General features: G+C 36.3%; 15 protein-coding genes. 1 reads left to right on the forward strand and 14 read right to left on the reverse strand.

Annotation, left to right across the window (positions count from 1 at the left end; genetic code table 11):
- Positions 1-3: 3 nt before the first annotated feature.
- The 11 genes from ACFINX_RS01105 to tpiA all read right to left on the reverse strand — a co-directional run bounded on the left by ACFINX_RS01105 (position 4) and on the right by tpiA (position 10471).
- The gene (locus tag ACFINX_RS01105; RefSeq protein WP_375668179.1) at positions 4-1371 is read right to left on the reverse strand and encodes a pyruvate dehydrogenase complex E1 component subunit beta; all 1368 of its coding nucleotides are present in this window, start codon (positions 1369-1371) and stop codon (positions 4-6) included.
- A 16-nt stretch (positions 1372-1387) separates the two neighbouring features.
- The gene (gene pdhA, locus ACFINX_RS01110; RefSeq protein ID WP_375668180.1) at positions 1388-2428 is read right to left on the reverse strand and encodes a pyruvate dehydrogenase (acetyl-transferring) E1 component subunit alpha; all 1041 of its coding nucleotides are present in this window, start codon (positions 2426-2428) and stop codon (positions 1388-1390) included.
- Positions 2429-2563: 135 nt separating this feature from the next.
- Positions 2564-2875, reverse strand: coding sequence for a septum formation initiator family protein (locus ACFINX_RS01115; protein ID WP_375612902.1), 312 nt, complete (start codon positions 2873-2875; stop codon positions 2564-2566).
- A 181-nt stretch (positions 2876-3056) separates the two neighbouring features.
- Positions 3057-3509 (reverse strand): TM2 domain-containing protein, encoded by a 453-nt coding sequence (locus ACFINX_RS01120; RefSeq protein ID WP_375668181.1) that lies wholly within the window; start codon positions 3507-3509, stop codon positions 3057-3059.
- Positions 3510-3892: 383 nt separating this feature from the next.
- Positions 3893-4303: a TM2 domain-containing protein gene (locus tag ACFINX_RS01125; protein ID WP_375668182.1), complete on the reverse strand. Its 411-nt coding sequence runs from the start codon at positions 4301-4303 to the stop codon at positions 3893-3895.
- A 379-nt stretch (positions 4304-4682) separates the two neighbouring features.
- Complete coding sequence (locus ACFINX_RS01130; protein ID WP_375668183.1) at positions 4683-5090, reverse strand: TM2 domain-containing protein; 408 nt, start codon at positions 5088-5090, stop codon at positions 4683-4685.
- Positions 5091-5182: 92 nt separating this feature from the next.
- Positions 5183-6469 carry a phosphopyruvate hydratase gene (gene eno, locus ACFINX_RS01135; RefSeq protein WP_375668184.1) on the reverse strand — a complete coding sequence of 429 codons (1287 nt, stop codon included), beginning with the start codon at positions 6467-6469 and terminating at the stop codon, positions 5183-5185.
- Positions 6470-6540: 71 nt separating this feature from the next.
- On the reverse strand, positions 6541-7377 hold the full coding sequence (gene kdsA / locus ACFINX_RS01140; protein WP_375668185.1) for a 3-deoxy-8-phosphooctulonate synthase: 837 nt from the start codon (positions 7375-7377) through the stop codon (positions 6541-6543).
- 36 nt (positions 7378-7413) lie between these two features.
- Positions 7414-9042: a CTP synthase gene (locus ACFINX_RS01145; RefSeq protein WP_375668186.1), complete on the reverse strand. Its 1629-nt coding sequence runs from the start codon at positions 9040-9042 to the stop codon at positions 7414-7416.
- A gap of 129 nt (positions 9043-9171) precedes the next feature.
- A complete protein-coding gene (gene secG / locus ACFINX_RS01150; protein WP_375612906.1) occupies positions 9172-9624 on the reverse strand; it encodes a preprotein translocase subunit SecG in 453 nt (150 codons plus the stop codon).
- Between the two features lie 82 nt (positions 9625-9706).
- Entirely contained in the window at positions 9707-10471 is a 765-nt protein-coding gene (gene tpiA, locus ACFINX_RS01155; RefSeq protein WP_375668187.1) for a triose-phosphate isomerase, read from the reverse strand.
- A 154-nt stretch (positions 10472-10625) separates the two neighbouring features.
- Here tpiA and ACFINX_RS01160 point away from each other — a divergent pair, with 154 nt between their 5' ends.
- On the forward strand, positions 10626-12515 hold the full coding sequence (locus ACFINX_RS01160) for a peptidyl-prolyl cis-trans isomerase (RefSeq protein WP_375668188.1): 1890 nt from the start codon (positions 10626-10628) through the stop codon (positions 12513-12515).
- 912 nt (positions 12516-13427) lie between these two features.
- On the opposite strand, the gene ACFINX_RS01165 is transcribed toward ACFINX_RS01160, so the two are convergent.
- The 3 genes from ACFINX_RS01165 to yajC all read right to left on the reverse strand — a co-directional run bounded on the left by ACFINX_RS01165 (position 13428) and on the right by yajC (position 16466).
- Entirely contained in the window at positions 13428-14288 is an 861-nt protein-coding gene (locus ACFINX_RS01165; RefSeq protein WP_375611260.1) for a phytoene/squalene synthase family protein, read from the reverse strand.
- Between the two features lie 876 nt (positions 14289-15164).
- Positions 15165-15551, reverse strand: coding sequence for an Mth938-like domain-containing protein (locus tag ACFINX_RS01170; protein ID WP_375611259.1), 387 nt, complete (start codon positions 15549-15551; stop codon positions 15165-15167).
- A 462-nt stretch (positions 15552-16013) separates the two neighbouring features.
- The gene (gene yajC / locus ACFINX_RS01175) at positions 16014-16466 is read right to left on the reverse strand and encodes a preprotein translocase subunit YajC (protein WP_375668189.1); all 453 of its coding nucleotides are present in this window, start codon (positions 16464-16466) and stop codon (positions 16014-16016) included.
- Between the last annotated feature and the right edge of the window lie 586 nt (positions 16467-17052).

Consider the following 17052-nt stretch of genomic DNA (forward strand, 5'->3'; position numbering starts at 1 on the left):
CCGTTATGCTCTGTATGTCACAGCCTTAACGGCCTCAATAATTTCAGCAGTATTAGGCAAAGCCAACTTCTCAAGATTAGCGGCATAAGGCATCGGAACATCTTTACCAGAAATCGTAGCAATTGGCGCATCAAGATAGTCAAAAGCCTGCTGCATAACACGGGTTGCTATTTCAGTTCCCACAGATGACTGAGGAAATCCCTCTTCAATTGTTACCAAACGACCTGTTTTTTTAACTGACGAAAGAATTGTTGGAAGATCCATCGGGCGAATGGTTCGTAAATCAATCAATTCAACATCAATACCAAGTTTTTCAATTTCTGGTAACGCTTGAACAGCATAATGCATCCCAATTCCACATGCAACAATTGTCACATCTTGTCCAGACTTATGAATACGCGCCTTACCAATAGGTAAAACAAAATCATCGAGTTGAGGAACATCAAATTGATGCCCGTACAAAATCTCATTTTCAAGGAAAACAACAGGATTATCATCACGAATAGCAGCTTTCAGCAAACCTTTTGCATCTGCAGCGCTATAAGGCATAACAACTTTCAGACCTGGTATATGACTATACCATGCTGCATAACATTGAGAATGTTGAGCACCAACACGGGCAGCCGCACCATTGGGACCTCGGAAAACCATAGGAGCGGTCATTTGTCCACCAGACATATAACGTGTCTTGGCTGCTGAGTTAATAATTTGGTCCATCGCCTGCATCGCAAAATTAAAGGTCATAAACTCGACAATAGGACGTAACCCACCAAAAGCAGCCCCGACAGCCAGCCCAGCAAAGCCGTGCTCTGTAATTGGGGTATCAATAACTCGGCGTTCTCCGAATTCTTCCAACAAACCTTGACTAACCTTATAGGCACCTTGATATTGCGCAACTTCTTCCCCCATAAGAAAAACTGTTTCATCACGCCGCATTTCTTCAGCCAAAGCCTGATTAAGCGCTTCACGAACTGTCATTGTAACCATTTGTGTTCCCGCTGGAATATCAAAATTAAGAGATGTATCAAAAGTAGGAGCAGCCTGCGGAACTGACAAAGGCAGAGAAAGAGCAGATTCCTTAGTTTTTTGTGCTGTATCAGTAGGTTGCGAAATATCCTCAGCACGCTCACCTTCTTCTAACAAAATTGCAATAACAGTGTTAACCCTTACGCCTTCTGAACCTTCAGGCACAAAAATTTTACCAAGAGTACCTTCATCAACGGCCTCTACTTCCATTGTAGCCTTATCCGTTTCAATTTCAGCAATAACATCGCCAGAGCTAACCTTATCACCTTCTTTCTTGAGCCATTTAGACAGTTTACCTTCTTCCATAGTTGGTGAAAGCGTCGGCATCAAAATATCAATAGACATACTTGCTTCCCTCGCATCAAACTAAAATATCAGTATAGAGCTCAGAAGCATCTGGCTCTTGATCACTTTGTGCAAAATCTACCGCATCAGCAACAATTGCACGGACCTCTTTCTCAATAGATTTTAAATCGTCTTCGCTCGCCCAATTTTTTTTAAGAATCCGACTTTTTACTTGATCAATCGGATCGTGCTCCTCTTTTATTTTTTGGACTTCTTCCTTTGAACGATATTTTGCTGGATCAGACATGGAATGACCACGATAGCGATAGGTCTGCATATCAAGAATGATCGGTCCTTTACCTGAGCGTGCCCAAGAAATTGCTTCATCAGCAGCTCCTTTTACTGATCGAACATCCATACCGTCAACAACAATACCTGGAATTTCAAAAGAAAGACCACGTCGTGAAAAATCAGTTTCTGCAGATGCACGTGAAACTGACGTTCCCATAGCATACTGATTGTTTTCAATAATATAAACAACGGGAAGCTTCCAAAGTGAAGCCATATTAAAACTCTCGTAAACCTGCCCCTGATTTGCAGCACCATCACCAAAATAAACCAATGTCACATTATCTTTACCAAGGTACTGATTCGAAAATGCCAAACCTGAACCAATGGGAACCTGCGCACCAACAATACCATGTCCCCCATAAAAGTTCTTTTCTTTAGAGAACATATGCATCGAGCCACCCTTCCCTTTGGAAAAGCCACCTTGACGTCCCGTTAATTCTGCCATAACACCACGCGGACTCATCCCAACGGCTAACATATGACCATGATCACGGTAAGACGTAATAACCTGATCACCTTCTTTTGCCGCTTTCAATGTTCCTATAACAACGGCTTCCTGACCAATATAAAGGTGACAAAATCCCCCAATAAGCCCCATACCATAAAGTTGTCCTGCTTTTTCTTCAAAACGGCGAATTAAAAGCATTTCACGATAAGCATCAAGTTCTTCTTCTTTTTTAAAATCTGCTATTGGTGCTTTCTTTGTGGTGCTTGATAATGCAGTGCGCGCCGCCGACGCAGAATTTTTTTTAAGTCGTTCTGCCATATTAAACTCCCTTTTATGATTATTTAGGAATAACCTTTACGAACAAAAGTTACAAGCCTTATCAATCGGCTTAAACAATATCATTGCTGATTGTTGTTTAAATTAAGCGATTTTTCATTTACCTTTGGTATCATTTCAAGGTATTAAGATTGTCAATTCATTTGGCTTAGAAAAGTTCAAATTCTTTCGAACATACTCATCCAACATATCTTTTTCTATATGCCCATTGCGTAAAAGAGAAATACGCTTTTCCATGAATATCCGCTCAGCTTCTATTTCATGAAGCTCCTTTTCTAATTCGCTAATATGCTGATTAACTTCACTGCGTGAATACAATCCATACTCACCATGATAAATGTGATAACTGAAATAGCTTAAGACTCCCACCGTCATAAGAGGTAGTACAAAGCGTACTTTGATTGATCGACGTTTCTGCTTTGTCCACATAAAATAGCACAGTCTTTACAGCACAAATTTTTTGATATTTTGCCCAACTATGCATGATTTTGATTAATACCTCATTACCAAATCTACACCAAAATAATTTGTTATTTCAATTTACCCCCCCTTAATACGATCAAAGTAAGCTGAATGCCCCACTTTTTATATTATAAATATTGGATATCCTCTAAGTTGTGATTTTGCACCCATCTTTGTCCTTAAAACTTCCTGTTAAAATGACTATAAAATCAATCAATACCCAAGGTGTAATTATCAAAAAAATTCCTATAAGCCCTACCGGCATAAATATTACACTTATTATACTTATTACACTTATTATATTTATAAGAAGCATTGCAATGCCCGTTCCAACTTTACCAACCATAAAACGATGAAGTCCTAGTCCACCTAGAAAAAAACAAACGACCGCTAACGTCACTTTTGATTGCTGTGACTGACCTTCAGTTGAGATAGGGAAAATAGATTTAATGGTATCCCCTTCACACACAAAATCAACGACGTCACCAATTTTCGGCGGCGTTTTTCCTGACCAATCCCAATTCGCAAACTGATAGCGCTTACCATCAGCCCCTGAAATGAAATAATCTCCTTGATCATGACCAATAATCTTACCTTTCATCTTCACCACCTATAAAATTGTTATTCATAAAGAAGCTTTTCTTCTAATATGATAATATGTTGAATAAACCTCACAGCATGAATACAGTCTGTATTCACCGTGATATATGACAATTTAAAAAGCTAAAAATTCCCCAACAACTTAAAATTCCCGCAATTACAAGTGGTAATACAAAGCACGCTGTTCGATTTGCACCTTTGCTTTTTTCATATGAAATAGTACAGTCTTTTTCAATAGTTTTATTTAAATATTCATAATTTTCTTTAATATTTCACATTTAAAGACATATATTAAAATAATTTACATTATTAAATTAATATATTGACAACATTAAAAGTAAAGAAAGTGCCTCACTCTTTACATTTTATGTTATTCTAAAATTTCTACCAATTTATAATTTTATCCCCGTTTTCATCCCTAAAATATCCGGATAAAATAACTATAAAATCGATAAACGACCACGGTATAGTAACTAACAGCCCTATACCTGTTATCGTTATAAGAAGCATTACAATACCCGTTCCAACTTTACCAGCCATAAAGCGATGAATTCCCAATAAACCAAAAAACCAACAAACAAGTGCTATCGCCAATCTTGATTTTTCTGACTGAGTTTTACTCACGAGAGGGAGAACAGATTTAACAACATTATCTTCATATACAAAGTCAACGGTATCACCCACTTTTGGTAATTTTTTTCCTAACCAATCGAAACTTGAAAATTGATAACGCTTACCGTCAGCTCCTGAAACAAAATAATCTCCTTGATCCTGACCAATAATCTTACCTTTCATTCTTGCCCACCTATAAAGCTGCTCCTCATGTGTTATTCATAAAGAGATTAATTTCAATTCGATAATATGCGGATTAACCTCACGGTGTAAATACAATTCGTACTCACCATGATAAACATGAAATTAAAATAGTTCGGAACTCCCCAATAATCTAATATTTCCCGCTGCTATAAGCAGTAACAAAAAACATGCTTTAGTTGATTTATATCTTTGCTTTACCCATATAAAATAGCACTGTCCTTTTCAATATTTCTATTCAACTGTGCATAGTTTTTAATCTCTCCTTAAAAAGGTATAGAGACATAATTCGGCATTAATCAACTTAATATATTTATAAAAATAAAAAGCGAGCTAAATTACTTTTTTTATTATAAGATTTTCACAAATCTGTAATCTGATTCCCATCTTTATCCGTAAATCTTCCACCAAGAATGACTATAAAATCAACAATTGCCCAAATGCCGGTAATTATCAATCCAAACAATGATAAAGATAGAACTAGCATTAAAGCACCAGTCCTAACTTTACCAACCATAAAGCGATGGACACCAAAGATACCTGCAACCCAACAAAGCAGTGCGAACATTATCTTTGTGTTCTCTGTACCTGGTCTCAACAATGGGAAAACAGAACTGACAACACCTCCTTCACAGACAAAATCAACAGCATTACCAATCCTTGGTGGATTCTTTCCCAACCAATCCCAAGTCGCAAACTGATAACGTTTACCATCATCACCCGAAACGAGATAATTTCCTTGATCTTGACTAATAATTATACCTCTCATCTTAATCCCTATAAATTTAAACACTTAAAAATTATTGCGTATATGCCTTTGATAAGAAATATCAATTTCATAATCTAAATGATCTTATACTTTCATATTTTGTGCTCAGAACTATACACTAAATCACCAGCATAACGCGCTTGGGCTCCTAGCATTTCTTCAATACGAATAAGTTGATTGTATTTGGCTAATCTATCCGAACGTGCAAGAGAACCTGTTTTAATTTGTCCACAATTCGTTGCAACCGCAAGATCTGCAATGAAAGAATCCTCTGTTTCGCCTGAACGATGAGATATAATGGCACGATAACCTGCTTTATGTGCTACTTCTACAGCATCAAGTGTTTCACTCAATGTACCAATTTGATTAACTTTTATGAGAATAGAATTGCCTACCCCCATTTTGATACCATCACGCAAACGTGCTGAATTCGTTACAAACAAATCATCGCCAACAAGCTGACATTTTTCTCCAATTGTGTCAGTGAGTAACTTCCAACCTTCCCAATCATCCTCTGCCATTCCATCTTCAATTGTAATAATAGGATAATTTTTCACAAGATGCGCTAAATAATCTACCTGCTCTTGGGTGTCTCGGCATTTCCCCTCACCTTTATAAAAATACGAACCATTTTTATAAAATTCGGTTGAAGCACAGTCTAAACCAATGGCAATTTGTTCACCTGGTTTATAGCCACATATCATGATAGATTCCATAATAAAATCAATTGCTTGATCAGCACTTTTAAATTGAGGTGCAAAACCACCTTCATCACCAACATTGGTATTATAACCCGCATCTTTTAAACGCTTTTTCAATGCATGGAAAATCTCAGCGCCATAACGGATAGCTTCTTTTACAGTAGGAGCTCCTATAGGAATAATCATAAACTCTTGAAAATCAATCAAATTATCAGCATGAACACCACCATTAATAATATTCATCATGGGGGTTGGAAGAATATGCGCTTGTGTACCACCAATATAACGATACAAAGGTAAATTTAATGAATCCGCAGCTGCTTTTGCAACAGCTAATGAAACACCAAGAAGTGCATTGGCACCAAGACGGGCTTTGTTTGGCGTTCCATCCAAAGCAATCATTGCTTGATCAATAGCAATTTGATTTGTTGCATCCCGCCCACCAAGTTCTTCAAGAATTTCGCCATTAACTGCAGCAACCGCTTTTTCAACACCTTTCCCTTGATAGCGCAAACCACCATCACGAAGCTCTATAGCCTCGTGTGCTCCTGTTGAAGCTCCCGAAGGAACCAGAGCGCGACCAAACGCACCATTTTCCAAATGAACATCAACTTCTACCGTTGGATTACCACGGCTATCAAGAACTTCACGTCCAATGATATCGACAATTATAGTCATATGTGTTTCCTTATCCAATAAAAGTCTCGATTCATTTATAATGCCCTATTAATGAAATATTTTTTCTCTTCTCAACTCAACTTTTTTGACAGATAATCAAATTCCATTAAAGTCTCAAGCAATCTTTGTAAATCATCAACTTTAACCATATTGGGTCCATCAGAAGGTGCATTATCTGGATCTTGATGTGTTTCTAAAAAAATACCAGCTACCCCAACAGAGACAGCTGCACGCGCTAAAATTTCAACAAATTGACGCTGCCCACCAGATGAAGTCCCCTGCCCCCCAGGTTCTTGAACAGAATGCGTTGCATCAAAAATAACAGGAGCACCAAATGAACGTAAAATAGGCAACGAACGCATATCAGAAATAAGTCGGTTGTAACCAAATGACGTGCCTCGCTCACAAAGCATAACATTCGGATTACCACTGTAAACAACCTTTTTTAAAACATTCTCCATGTCCCACGGCGCTAAAAACTGACCTTTTTTAATGTTAATAACACATTCTGTTTTGGCGGCTGCTACCAAAAGATCTGTTTGACGACATAAAAAAGCCGGTATTTGTAAAATATCAACTGTAGAAGAAACAATTGTACATTGCTCTTCTGTATGCACATCAGTTAATATGGGACAATTAAACTCTTTTTTTAAATCAGAAAAAATGGACATTGCTTTTTCAAGACCAATACCACGTGCCGCCCCCAAAGAGGTTCTGTTGGCTTTATCGTAACTTGATTTATAAACAAACCCGATACCAAGCTGATCGGTAATTGTTTTAATACGACCAGCCATTTCAAAAGCATGATCACGACTTTCCATCTGACACGGCCCTGCAATTAATGAAAGAGGCATTTCATTTGAAAAAATCATATTTCCAACTTTCACACGGGCATTTGGTTTAGTCATTTTATCCCTCAAAAGCAAAGTAACCCAATTTATGCATTAAACTAATCGACTTTGTTCTACAGCAGCTTCAATAAAAGAAGAAAAAAGCGGATGTGGATCAAAAGGACGGGATTTTAATTCTGGATGATATTGAACAGCAATAAACCATGGATGATCTACATATTCTATCGTTTCTGGTAAAATACCATCAGGAGACATCCCAGAAAAAATCAAACCACACTGTTCTAACTTATCCTTATAATCAATATTGACCTCATAACGATGACGATGTCGCTCGACAATCTTGGTCACTCCATAAATTTTAGCAATATGACTCTCTTCTTTTAATTCAGCAGCAAAAGCACCAAGGCGCATTGAACCGCCGAGATCACCATTTCTTGTACGTTTTTCAAGAACGTCTCCTTTAAGCCATTCTGTCATTAAACCTACAATTGGATTGTCTGTTTCGCAAAACTCACTTGATGAAGCATTCTCAATCTGTGCAATATTGCGCGCAGCTTCTATACAAGCTAATTGCATCCCAAAACAAATCCCTAAAAATGGAACTTTACGCTCTCGCGCAAATTGAATTGCTCGAATCTTCCCTTCTGCCCCTCGTGCCCCAAAAGCACCTGGAACCAAAATTCCATGGGCTTTTTGTAAAGCTGAAACAGAATCTTCTTTTTCAAAAAGCTCCGAATCAATCCACTCAATATTAACCTTCACTCTATTCGCTAAACCACCATGCGCAATCGCTTCAATAAGAGATTTATAAGCATCCTTTAAGCCCGTATATTTTCCCACAACAGCAATCGTAACTTCTCCTTCAGGATGGTGAATACGATGCGTAATATCTTCCCAACGATCCATTTTGGGGGAAGGTGCCGAATCGATTCCAAAAGCGCAAAGAACTTCAGAGTCCAAACCCTCCTTATGGTATGCCATAGGAACATCATAAATTGTTGGCATATCTAATGCCTGAATGACTGCATTGGAGCGAACATTGCAAAAAAGTGATAATTTGCACCGTTCTGTTTCTGGAATAGATCGATCTGCACGTACAAGCAAAATATCAGGAGAAATACCAACTGCTTGCAATTCTTTGACAGAATGTTGTGTTGGTTTCGTTTTTAATTCACCTGCTGAAGGAATATAAGGCATTAATGTGAGATGGACATAAACGACATTTTGTCTCGGTAGCTCATTGCGAAGCTGACGAATCGCTTCTAGAAAAGGCATTGCTTCAATATCACCAACCGTTCCACCTATCTCACACAAAACAAAATCAAATTCTTCATTTCCCATCGTAATGAATCTCTTAATTTCATCTGTAACATGAGGGATAACTTGGACTGTTGCCCCCAAATAATCACCACGCCGCTCTCGTTCAATGATATTGCGATAAATACGCCCTGTTGTAATATTATCTTGGCTATTTGCAGAACGCCCAGTAAAACGCTCATAATGACCAAGATCAAGATCCGTTTCTGCACCATCATCGGTCACAAATACTTCACCATGTTGATAAGGTGACATCGTACCTGGATCAACATTTAAATAAGGATCAAGTTTGCGAAGACGTACGCGATAGCCACGAGCCTGTAATAACGCTGCTAACGCCGCCGCTGCGATGCCTTTTCCAAGGGAAGAAACCACACCACCAGTAATAAAAACATAACGTGCCATGGGCTTATGGTGATAAGCAATTTATAATGATTTTTCCAGCAAAAAATGCAAAAAGAAACAATTTTTCTTCTAAAATAAAAAAGGCGAAAAAAATCACCTTTTTTAAAAAGTCTATGTTTTCTTAAAAAACTATTTTGTACTGTTATCGGGAACTGTATTTTCAAGAACCTGAGGAACTGGACTTTCTGCTTCAGGATTTGTGGACTGTTTCTGTTCCTGCGAAGAATTCGAAGTGCCTCCTAGCTGTTCAAGAATAGAAGGGGAAGACTCACCATCTGACGATGGGACTGATCCTGAGTCTTTATTGGTAGAATTCTGTTCTGAATTAACCGGTATACGCTTTAAGATATCAGAACTAGAATTTGATATATTACTCACCACGGTAAGTCCAATAGACACAACAAAAAAACAACAGGCTAAAATAGCAGTCAAACGTGTTAAAGGGTTTCGAGATCCACGAGTTTTCATCAACCCTGAGCTATTACTCACACCTAGCCCACCACCTTCTGAAGGTTGAATTAATATAACACCAACCAAAGTAATCACAATCAAAAAATGAATAACTATAAGTACTGTTTGCATAAACCCTGCTCTTCAAATAACTCTTTAATAGCTATTTACACATAAATAACGCACAATCCAAGGGGAAACTCAAATTTCTCTGCTATAGTTTACGACAAACATCGCAAATAGTTAAAAAATCAATCGCTTTTAAGCTTGCTCCACCTATCAAAGCACCATTAACATGAGCAATGCTTAAAAGCTCAAATGCATTGGATGGTTTTACGGATCCACCATAAAGCAAACGTATCTTATTGCCTTCATCACCAAAACGAGAGCGCACCCTATCACGAATGAAATGATGTACTTTTGCAATATCTTCTGGAGTCGCTGTATTGCCGGTGCCTATCGCCCAAACTGGTTCATAAGCGATAATGGTATTCTCTGCTGTTGCATCATTTGGGAGAGATTCTTCAAGCTGCTGCGTGAGAATATCCAGTACTTTATTATTATTACGCTCCTCCAATGTTTCACCAATACATACAAGAGCCACAAGACCTGCTCGCCACGCAGCTTGCACTTTGGCACAGACAATCGCATCATTTTCCTGGTACACTGTACGACGTTCTGAATGCCCAATAATAACATGACTTGCTCCCGCTTCTTTAAGCATAAAAGCTGAAATATCTCCAGTATAAGGACCATGATCATCAAAGTGACAATTTTGTCCTCCCAAAAGGAGATTTTCACCATTCAGCGTATTAGAAGCACGCGATAAAAGCGTTGCTGGAACACAAATAAGCGCCTCAAAAAGATGACCTAGATCAGAGCTAACGCCTGCAGCAATAGCACGCAACTCTCCAAGCGATTCACTCGTTCCATTCATTTTCCAATTTCCAGCAAGAAAAGGCCGAATATTTGGAGACATATTTTCACCTCAAGAGCTTTTACAATATATTGTTTATCTGTAGTTACCAAATTATAAAATGAAAGCAAGTCTTTAAAGCTTGCATCTTTCATCTCTTTATTGCAAATTCCATTACAGCTTTGATAATAACTCATATTAAAAATGGACTTGAACAATGCTTGACATCATAAGAAATGCTACAAATTCTTGGATTTTTAGAATTTTCCTTGCTATTTTACTCTTATGCTTCATTCTTTTATGGGGGGTACCGCAGTTACACAAAAAAAGTGAAAGAGATCTTATTACTTCTGGAAAGTCCACAGTAACTGTCGATGATTATCGTCTTGCACTCGCCGATCAAAGCGCACGTTTAGCATATGCTGCTCATCTTGGACGAATGTTTACAACAAATGAAATGCAGCAATACCAAATTCCTGCTTTTGTATTTAATCAATTACAACAAAATGTACTGCTTGATGAACAAGCACGTAAAATGAAAATAAGTCTTTCAAAAGATACAATAGCTCATACGATTGGTTCTGATAAGATGTTCCAGGTAAATGGCACTTTTGATAAAAACTTGTTTTATAACTATCTTCAGCATTTACGTATTAGTGAAAGTGCTTTTCTTAATTATTACACCAAACAAGAAAAGCGTAATCAGCTTATTGCTGCTTTACTTTCTGATATGAAGGCACCAAATCTCTTTTATAAAGCACTTGCTCTTTATCAAGGAGAAATGCGTATTGCTGATTATCTCGTTATTGATCTAAAAGAAAAGAAAACAATTGCTGATCCTGATTACGAAACATTACAAAAATGGTTTGAAACACATCAAAGTCAATTTCGTGCTCCAGAATACCGTACTGTCTCTTTGCTATCTATGGAACTTAATGATTTTGTAAAACCTAAAGATATCTCAACAGATGAGGCGAAAGCCTATTATACACAAAATGCTTCACGTTTTGTAACGCCTGAAAAGCGTACATTCGAAGAACTGCGATTCCCCTCACGCGAAGAAGCCGATAATGCAGCAAAAAAAATAGCTGATGGATTGAGTTTTGATGAACTGGTAAAAGCTGAAAAAAAGACTCTTAATGACATAAAAAAAGGTCCTCTCGCAGAAAATGAACTTCCTAATCATCTGACATCTGAAATTTTTGAACTTCAACAAGGCCAAGTCAGTCCTGTGATAAATGACTTACAGGGACCTGTTCTCATTCGCGTTACGCATATTGAACCTTCAAGCTCTCTTCCTTTTGAAAGTGTAGAAGAAAATATTCGCCAAATACTTGCCAAAAATCGTGCTACTGATGATATCCGTAACAATTATGTAGCCATTGAAAATGCTCGTTTTGAGGGTGCTTCTCTCAAAGAGTTAGCTGACCAATACAAGTTATCTTTGCGCACAATTACTATTGATAAAACGGGAAAAACGCTTGAAGGTGCAATACTCACGGATTTACCTCAAAAAGATATTTTACTGAATGCCATCTATCAATCAAACGAAGGAGTCGATCTTGATCCTCTCTCTTTTCAAAATGGTGGATATCTCTGGTACAAGGTCGATAAAATTATTCCTGCCCGTGATAAGACACTTGAAGAGGCTAAGCTAGATGTTCTTTCTCAATGGAAAAATGAGGAAATCCAACGTCTTCTTGATGAAAAAGCCCAAAATGCTCTCAAACAGCTCACGGAAGGAAAAAGTCTTGTTGCTCTTGCTCATACCCTTGGTGTTACAAAACAAACAACACCAACCCTCCGGCGTCAAGACGCATCTGAAACCCTTGGCGTTGAAGGGATTAAAGCATTATTTGCTGCTCCCAAAGGTCATTATGGCATCATAAAAGGTCCGGTTGCAACAAACCGTATCATTTATCAAATAAAGACTGTAACCATGCCTAAAGATATCACGTCTCATAATCTTTCAACTGAGGTCCGCGCCAATATAGATATGATGATAAGAGAAGATCTCAAGCTAGAAATGCTACAAGTTGCCAATAAAGAACATCCTTTGGAAATTAATAGCACAAATTATAATCAGATCTTTAACGCTCTCCAATAAAAAGATTGTGCATAATTTTAAGAACTTATTGATAAAGTTTTCATCAGCTCTTCGTCTATAGTTGAAGAGGTAAGACGGATTTCTTGTCTGCATATCTTAGGATCAGCGTTTGTATAATGATTCATTTTCTCGCAAAACAGTGCATGTATGGATTTGCGAGAAAATAGTCAATGGAATGTAGAATCGTTTTTGCAATGCATTAAAAAACATTATCCATCCAAAGGTCGTAAAGGTTGCCGCCCATTAAGCTATAAACATCATCCCTATCGTCATTCATTCATAGCTCATTATATTGCTACTCTTAATATTCATTCATAGGGAGCGTATTGCTTCTTCCTTAAATGATTTCATTTACACATCCAACTTATAATAGATAAAAAAACTATTTTTAAAATTCATTATAAAAATGGAGAAATCTTTTTCTATTCAAGACTCTCATTCAATATAAGAAAAAACGTATTATCATTATAAATCAATATATTCATCAATCATAACAGTCATCAATTATGATGTTATAATTTCTCAAAAATAAGAGTTTTTTATAGACTTATAGACTGCTAAGATAACTTCTCTCATAAAATAGAAATTTTATTTCATTTGCAAATGAGCTACAATCAATACATTCAGAGTACTTAAAAGTTCTTCATCAAACAAACCAATGTATTAAGATTTATCTCATGTTTTTCTTTCTCTGCATCTCACCCATCCAATACACTGAATAAAACATATTACTGATGAAGAAATACAGCGTATTTTCAAGATCATAAAATTTCTTATTCTTCTGTGTTCATAACAACCAAAACATCAACCTTTTTTATAACAAAAAAATGGTTTGGAATCACAATGGCTCCTTTTATCTTCATATGAGAAAATCAGTCTTCATGTTACGCATTCCAACGTAGTAATATTCTTTTACAGTATCTTTGGAAAATTGCCGCTTATTGCTGCCCTTGTTATCAACCAATAGCGATACATCAATGGCAAAGTTGCACTCTCTTGAAAAATTGCTGCCCCCAGCTGTATAGCTTTTTGAAGAGAAGCTGGTACAATGACCAATGGAAGAAAAGCTGGCTTAAGAACTCTAGGTAAAGTACAAGAATACTCGTAAAATTGGGTATAATGATCGCGCGATAATGCTACCATAGCTTCAACAATACAACCCTTTTGTTGATCGCTGAGACGATGAGATTCCAAATCTTCCCTATTCACTCCTACAGCCTTTAATATATCAGTGGGTAAATAATATTGATATCGTGATTGCATGAATGATAAAAGACGCAATACACCGCTTAATCCTTGAGAAATCCCTCCATGTTCATAGATATCTGTAAACTCTTGTGCAGTTTCAGGATCTAATATCTGACAAGAAAGCTGTAAAATTATGCCTGCTGTCTCTCCACAATAATGCTCTAGATCATGAAGTGTTTCTATTGGATTGTGATAAAGATCTAAAATTTGCGCATCACAATAACGTAAAAAAGCTGTCTTAGGTAAATTAAAAAGAGTGATTGCTTTTAATAAATCATTCAAAATCGGATTGTTTCCACTCGTTTGCATTTCACCATGAGCAATAGCATCATACCACCAACGTAACCGTATTTCTCCTATGAGTGGGTCATGTACACTTTCGCGGATACGAGAAACTTCAGCATTAAATACATAAAGAGCAGCCAATGCTTGGCGCTTTTTTTTAGGTGCAAATAAAACCGATATATAGCGATCACGATCTATGGTACGTAAAATATCAAGACAATAAGGAAGAGAGCCTATCATTCTATGAACCTATTAACGTCCCTTTTTTAGTAATTAAATTAATACCCTCTTTTTATTCATATTAAAAAATGAAGGATAAGCAAATATAGTTCAGAAAATAAGATTTTTAAATGTGTCTCTTAACTGTATTATGAATTAAAATTTCTTTTCTAGTCCCTTTTCGTTTTAGAAAGAAAAAAATTAAATAAATAATTTTTCTGATAAAACTTATCTTATCGGGCTTCAAGTTTTCATTTGCAATAAAAAGCTAAAAACCAATCGTAACATGCATAGTAAAACTTGAACAACAAACAATGCAAAACACTTTTTCAGTGGATAGATGACAATGTTATTTTATAAAAAATGCACTGATCACAAAAACTTCATCAATCATTGACCTTCTCCCCATCCTAAAAGACAAAGGTTCTTACCAACACCAATTTGTAAAAAATCCAATTGCTCTCGGTGCGTTTCTGTTACTATAAACGCATTGATTTATAATCATAATTTTGTGTTTTGTATATTAAATTAGAATCCCAAATATCGTAGATATGCTTTCATTTCAAACCAATTCCATGTTACATCAATAAAAACTATTCCCTTGCACGTCATAAGCGGAACTGGCTTGTAGGTAAAAACTGTATAAGAAAGAATTAAAATGCCTCTTATGAACTGTCTTAAGTCCCAAGAGCTGATCACTCATGTGATTCATTAGGAACTATGAGCAAACTTTGTCCTGAATACTTGCTGCTGTATTTAAAAAACACTTAATGTGTTAAGTTATGTATATTCTATACCCTTATATCACCGCCTTAAATGACAGTATTTTACAGCGCAGAAAATAATCACACAAGTCTTTCATGCTAGACCAGAGCCTTTGTTTTATTAAACAATACTCTATTCTACCGCAAATAATAACGCTGCAACAGCGCGATCTTCAGCCAATAAAACATTAAATGTACGCACCGCCGCTCCCGTACTCATTGTATCTGATGAAATACGTTTTTCCCATAAAAGCACCCGTAACTCTTCAGGTAATCGTAATAATTCAATTCCAGTACCTATTAATAAAACTTCGATTTCAGAAGCTTCTTCTAAAATACGAGATATATCCCTTTGAGTGGGAACAGGCCCTGCCATCTCAATGCCATAAATACCTGATGGTACACAAATAATAGAACCTCTATGAGACATATCAGCAAAACGAAACCCACCATTTCCATAAGCATCAATAGGTGCGCGACTTGGAAAATGTGCTTCACGAATTTGAATTGCATCGAACATGAATATGCACCTTTTATTTTTGAATAATCCAATTGTCTTTGCTTCTTCTCATCATAAAAATTAAAATAAGGCTGATATAAACATTGATATGTTAAACATAGCCTAGTATTGAAGTAAAAATTTTTATATAATGCCCTAATCTTCTCATACAACAAATATATGAAAATTTGGGAATAAACCGCGGTAAAATGCTATACCTGCTTAAATAAATCTATCTTTTAAAAAGTTTCCTCAGCTTATTTACTCACAAATTGCTTTTTATAAAAACAATGATCTTGTTTAAAAAACAGAAAAAAATTGCGTAATATTCTATAAATAAAACAACTATTTTAATAATCTAAAGAAAACAAAAACTCCATTTTCTGTAGCCACTATAAAAGCCTCTTTTTCAATGAAATTGTCTTGATCTTGCCAAGCTTTTTATAAAAATGCTTAAAAAATGTAATAAACTGCCATTACACCTTAAGATGCATTTTCCTTTGATATAGCTTTTTTCTCTTCAGAGATACTCATATCTTCTTTCGTTGTCGTTTTAGATTTAGACTTTTGTGGTCTTTTTGCTTTAGCATTAAGTTTTGATTTTTTTTCTGCAACCGGCTCACCTTTAACGCGCACATCAGCTAATGTTGAGCGAATAACACGAATATTCATACTCTCACCAATTTCAACCTCTAATTCACCACTCTCGTCGTGAACCTTCGTAACCTTGCCGATAATACCACCACCCGTTATAACTGTATCACCACGACGTACTGCATTAAGCATTTCTTGGCGTTTTTTCATTTGGGCACGCTGTGGACGAATCATAAAAAAATACATAATTGCAAAAATTAAAATGAATGGGACAGCGTTAGCAAATGAAATTCCACCGGAAACATCGCCTGCAACTTGAGCATAAGCGTTCGTCATAAACATTTTTATCTCCTATAGTTAAACCTCAGGTATTTCCCACTCTATTAAAATGAAATTCCGATACAGAAAAAATTCCTAAAGAATTTATCATAAAAAGCAATAACTACATAATCTAATCACAGCTTTACAAAAATACAATAAATCCTTAAGAGGCAGAATACCAAAATACAATGAGAAAAATCTTAAAAAATAGATTCACTTTCCCCTATTGTATATCCTACAATATAAATCTTTTCACTAACTCAATAAATTATACAAGATAATTTTTCTAATGAACAAACTTTAATTTATATAGATAATTTATCGTTTTTGATATCGAACGACAGATCTAAATACAATAAAATGCTCTCATTTCAAATCTTCTGAATTAATCAAAACGATTTTCTTGACGTCACACATATGAGTCACACATATGAAATGAGCCTGTCGATAAAAACTTTTTAAGAAAGGCGTGAAATATCTTTTTTCATGCTTCTCTCAAATGCAAGAGCAATTGGAATACTCAAAGCTGACAAACAGTATGATACTATTGTCTTACACTTTCATAAATACAAAGATGGTAATATCTAACGACCCCAACGAACGACTC

The sequence above is a fragment of the Bartonella sp. AP36NXGY genome, assembly GCF_042195865.1.
Taxonomy (GTDB): domain Bacteria; phylum Pseudomonadota; class Alphaproteobacteria; order Rhizobiales; family Rhizobiaceae; genus Bartonella.

Excerpts from the sequence above, each read along its gene's own strand:
- ACFINX_RS01105 (WP_375668179.1), bottom strand. The coding sequence starts at position 1,371 with ATGTCTATTGATATTTTGATGCCGACGCTTTCACCAACTATGGAAGAA.
- pdhA (WP_375668180.1), bottom strand. The coding sequence starts at position 2,428 with ATGGCAGAACGACTTAAAAAAAATTCTGCGTCGGCGGCGCGCACTGCA.
- ACFINX_RS01115 (WP_375612902.1), bottom strand. The coding sequence starts at position 2,875 with ATGTGGACAAAGCAGAAACGTCGATCAATCAAAGTACGCTTTGTACTA.
- ACFINX_RS01120 (WP_375668181.1), bottom strand. The coding sequence starts at position 3,509 with ATGAAAGGTAAGATTATTGGTCATGATCAAGGAGATTATTTCATTTCA.
- ACFINX_RS01125 (WP_375668182.1), bottom strand. The coding sequence starts at position 4,303 with ATGAAAGGTAAGATTATTGGTCAGGATCAAGGAGATTATTTTGTTTCA.
- ACFINX_RS01130 (WP_375668183.1), bottom strand. The coding sequence starts at position 5,090 with ATGAGAGGTATAATTATTAGTCAAGATCAAGGAAATTATCTCGTTTCG.
- eno (WP_375668184.1), bottom strand. The coding sequence starts at position 6,469 with ATGACTATAATTGTCGATATCATTGGACGTGAAGTTCTTGATAGCCGT.
- kdsA (WP_375668185.1), bottom strand. The coding sequence starts at position 7,377 with ATGACTAAACCAAATGCCCGTGTGAAAGTTGGAAATATGATTTTTTCA.
- ACFINX_RS01145 (WP_375668186.1), bottom strand. The coding sequence starts at position 9,042 with ATGGCACGTTATGTTTTTATTACTGGTGGTGTGGTTTCTTCCCTTGGA.
- secG (WP_375612906.1), bottom strand. The coding sequence starts at position 9,624 with ATGCAAACAGTACTTATAGTTATTCATTTTTTGATTGTGATTACTTTG.
- tpiA (WP_375668187.1), bottom strand. The coding sequence starts at position 10,471 with ATGTCTCCAAATATTCGGCCTTTTCTTGCTGGAAATTGGAAAATGAAT.
- ACFINX_RS01160 (WP_375668188.1), top strand. The coding sequence starts at position 10,626 with ATGCTTGACATCATAAGAAATGCTACAAATTCTTGGATTTTTAGAATT.
- ACFINX_RS01165 (WP_375611260.1), bottom strand. The coding sequence starts at position 14,288 with ATGATAGGCTCTCTTCCTTATTGTCTTGATATTTTACGTACCATAGAT.
- ACFINX_RS01170 (WP_375611259.1), bottom strand. The coding sequence starts at position 15,551 with ATGTTCGATGCAATTCAAATTCGTGAAGCACATTTTCCAAGTCGCGCA.
- yajC (WP_375668189.1), bottom strand. The coding sequence starts at position 16,466 with ATGTTTATGACGAACGCTTATGCTCAAGTTGCAGGCGATGTTTCCGGT.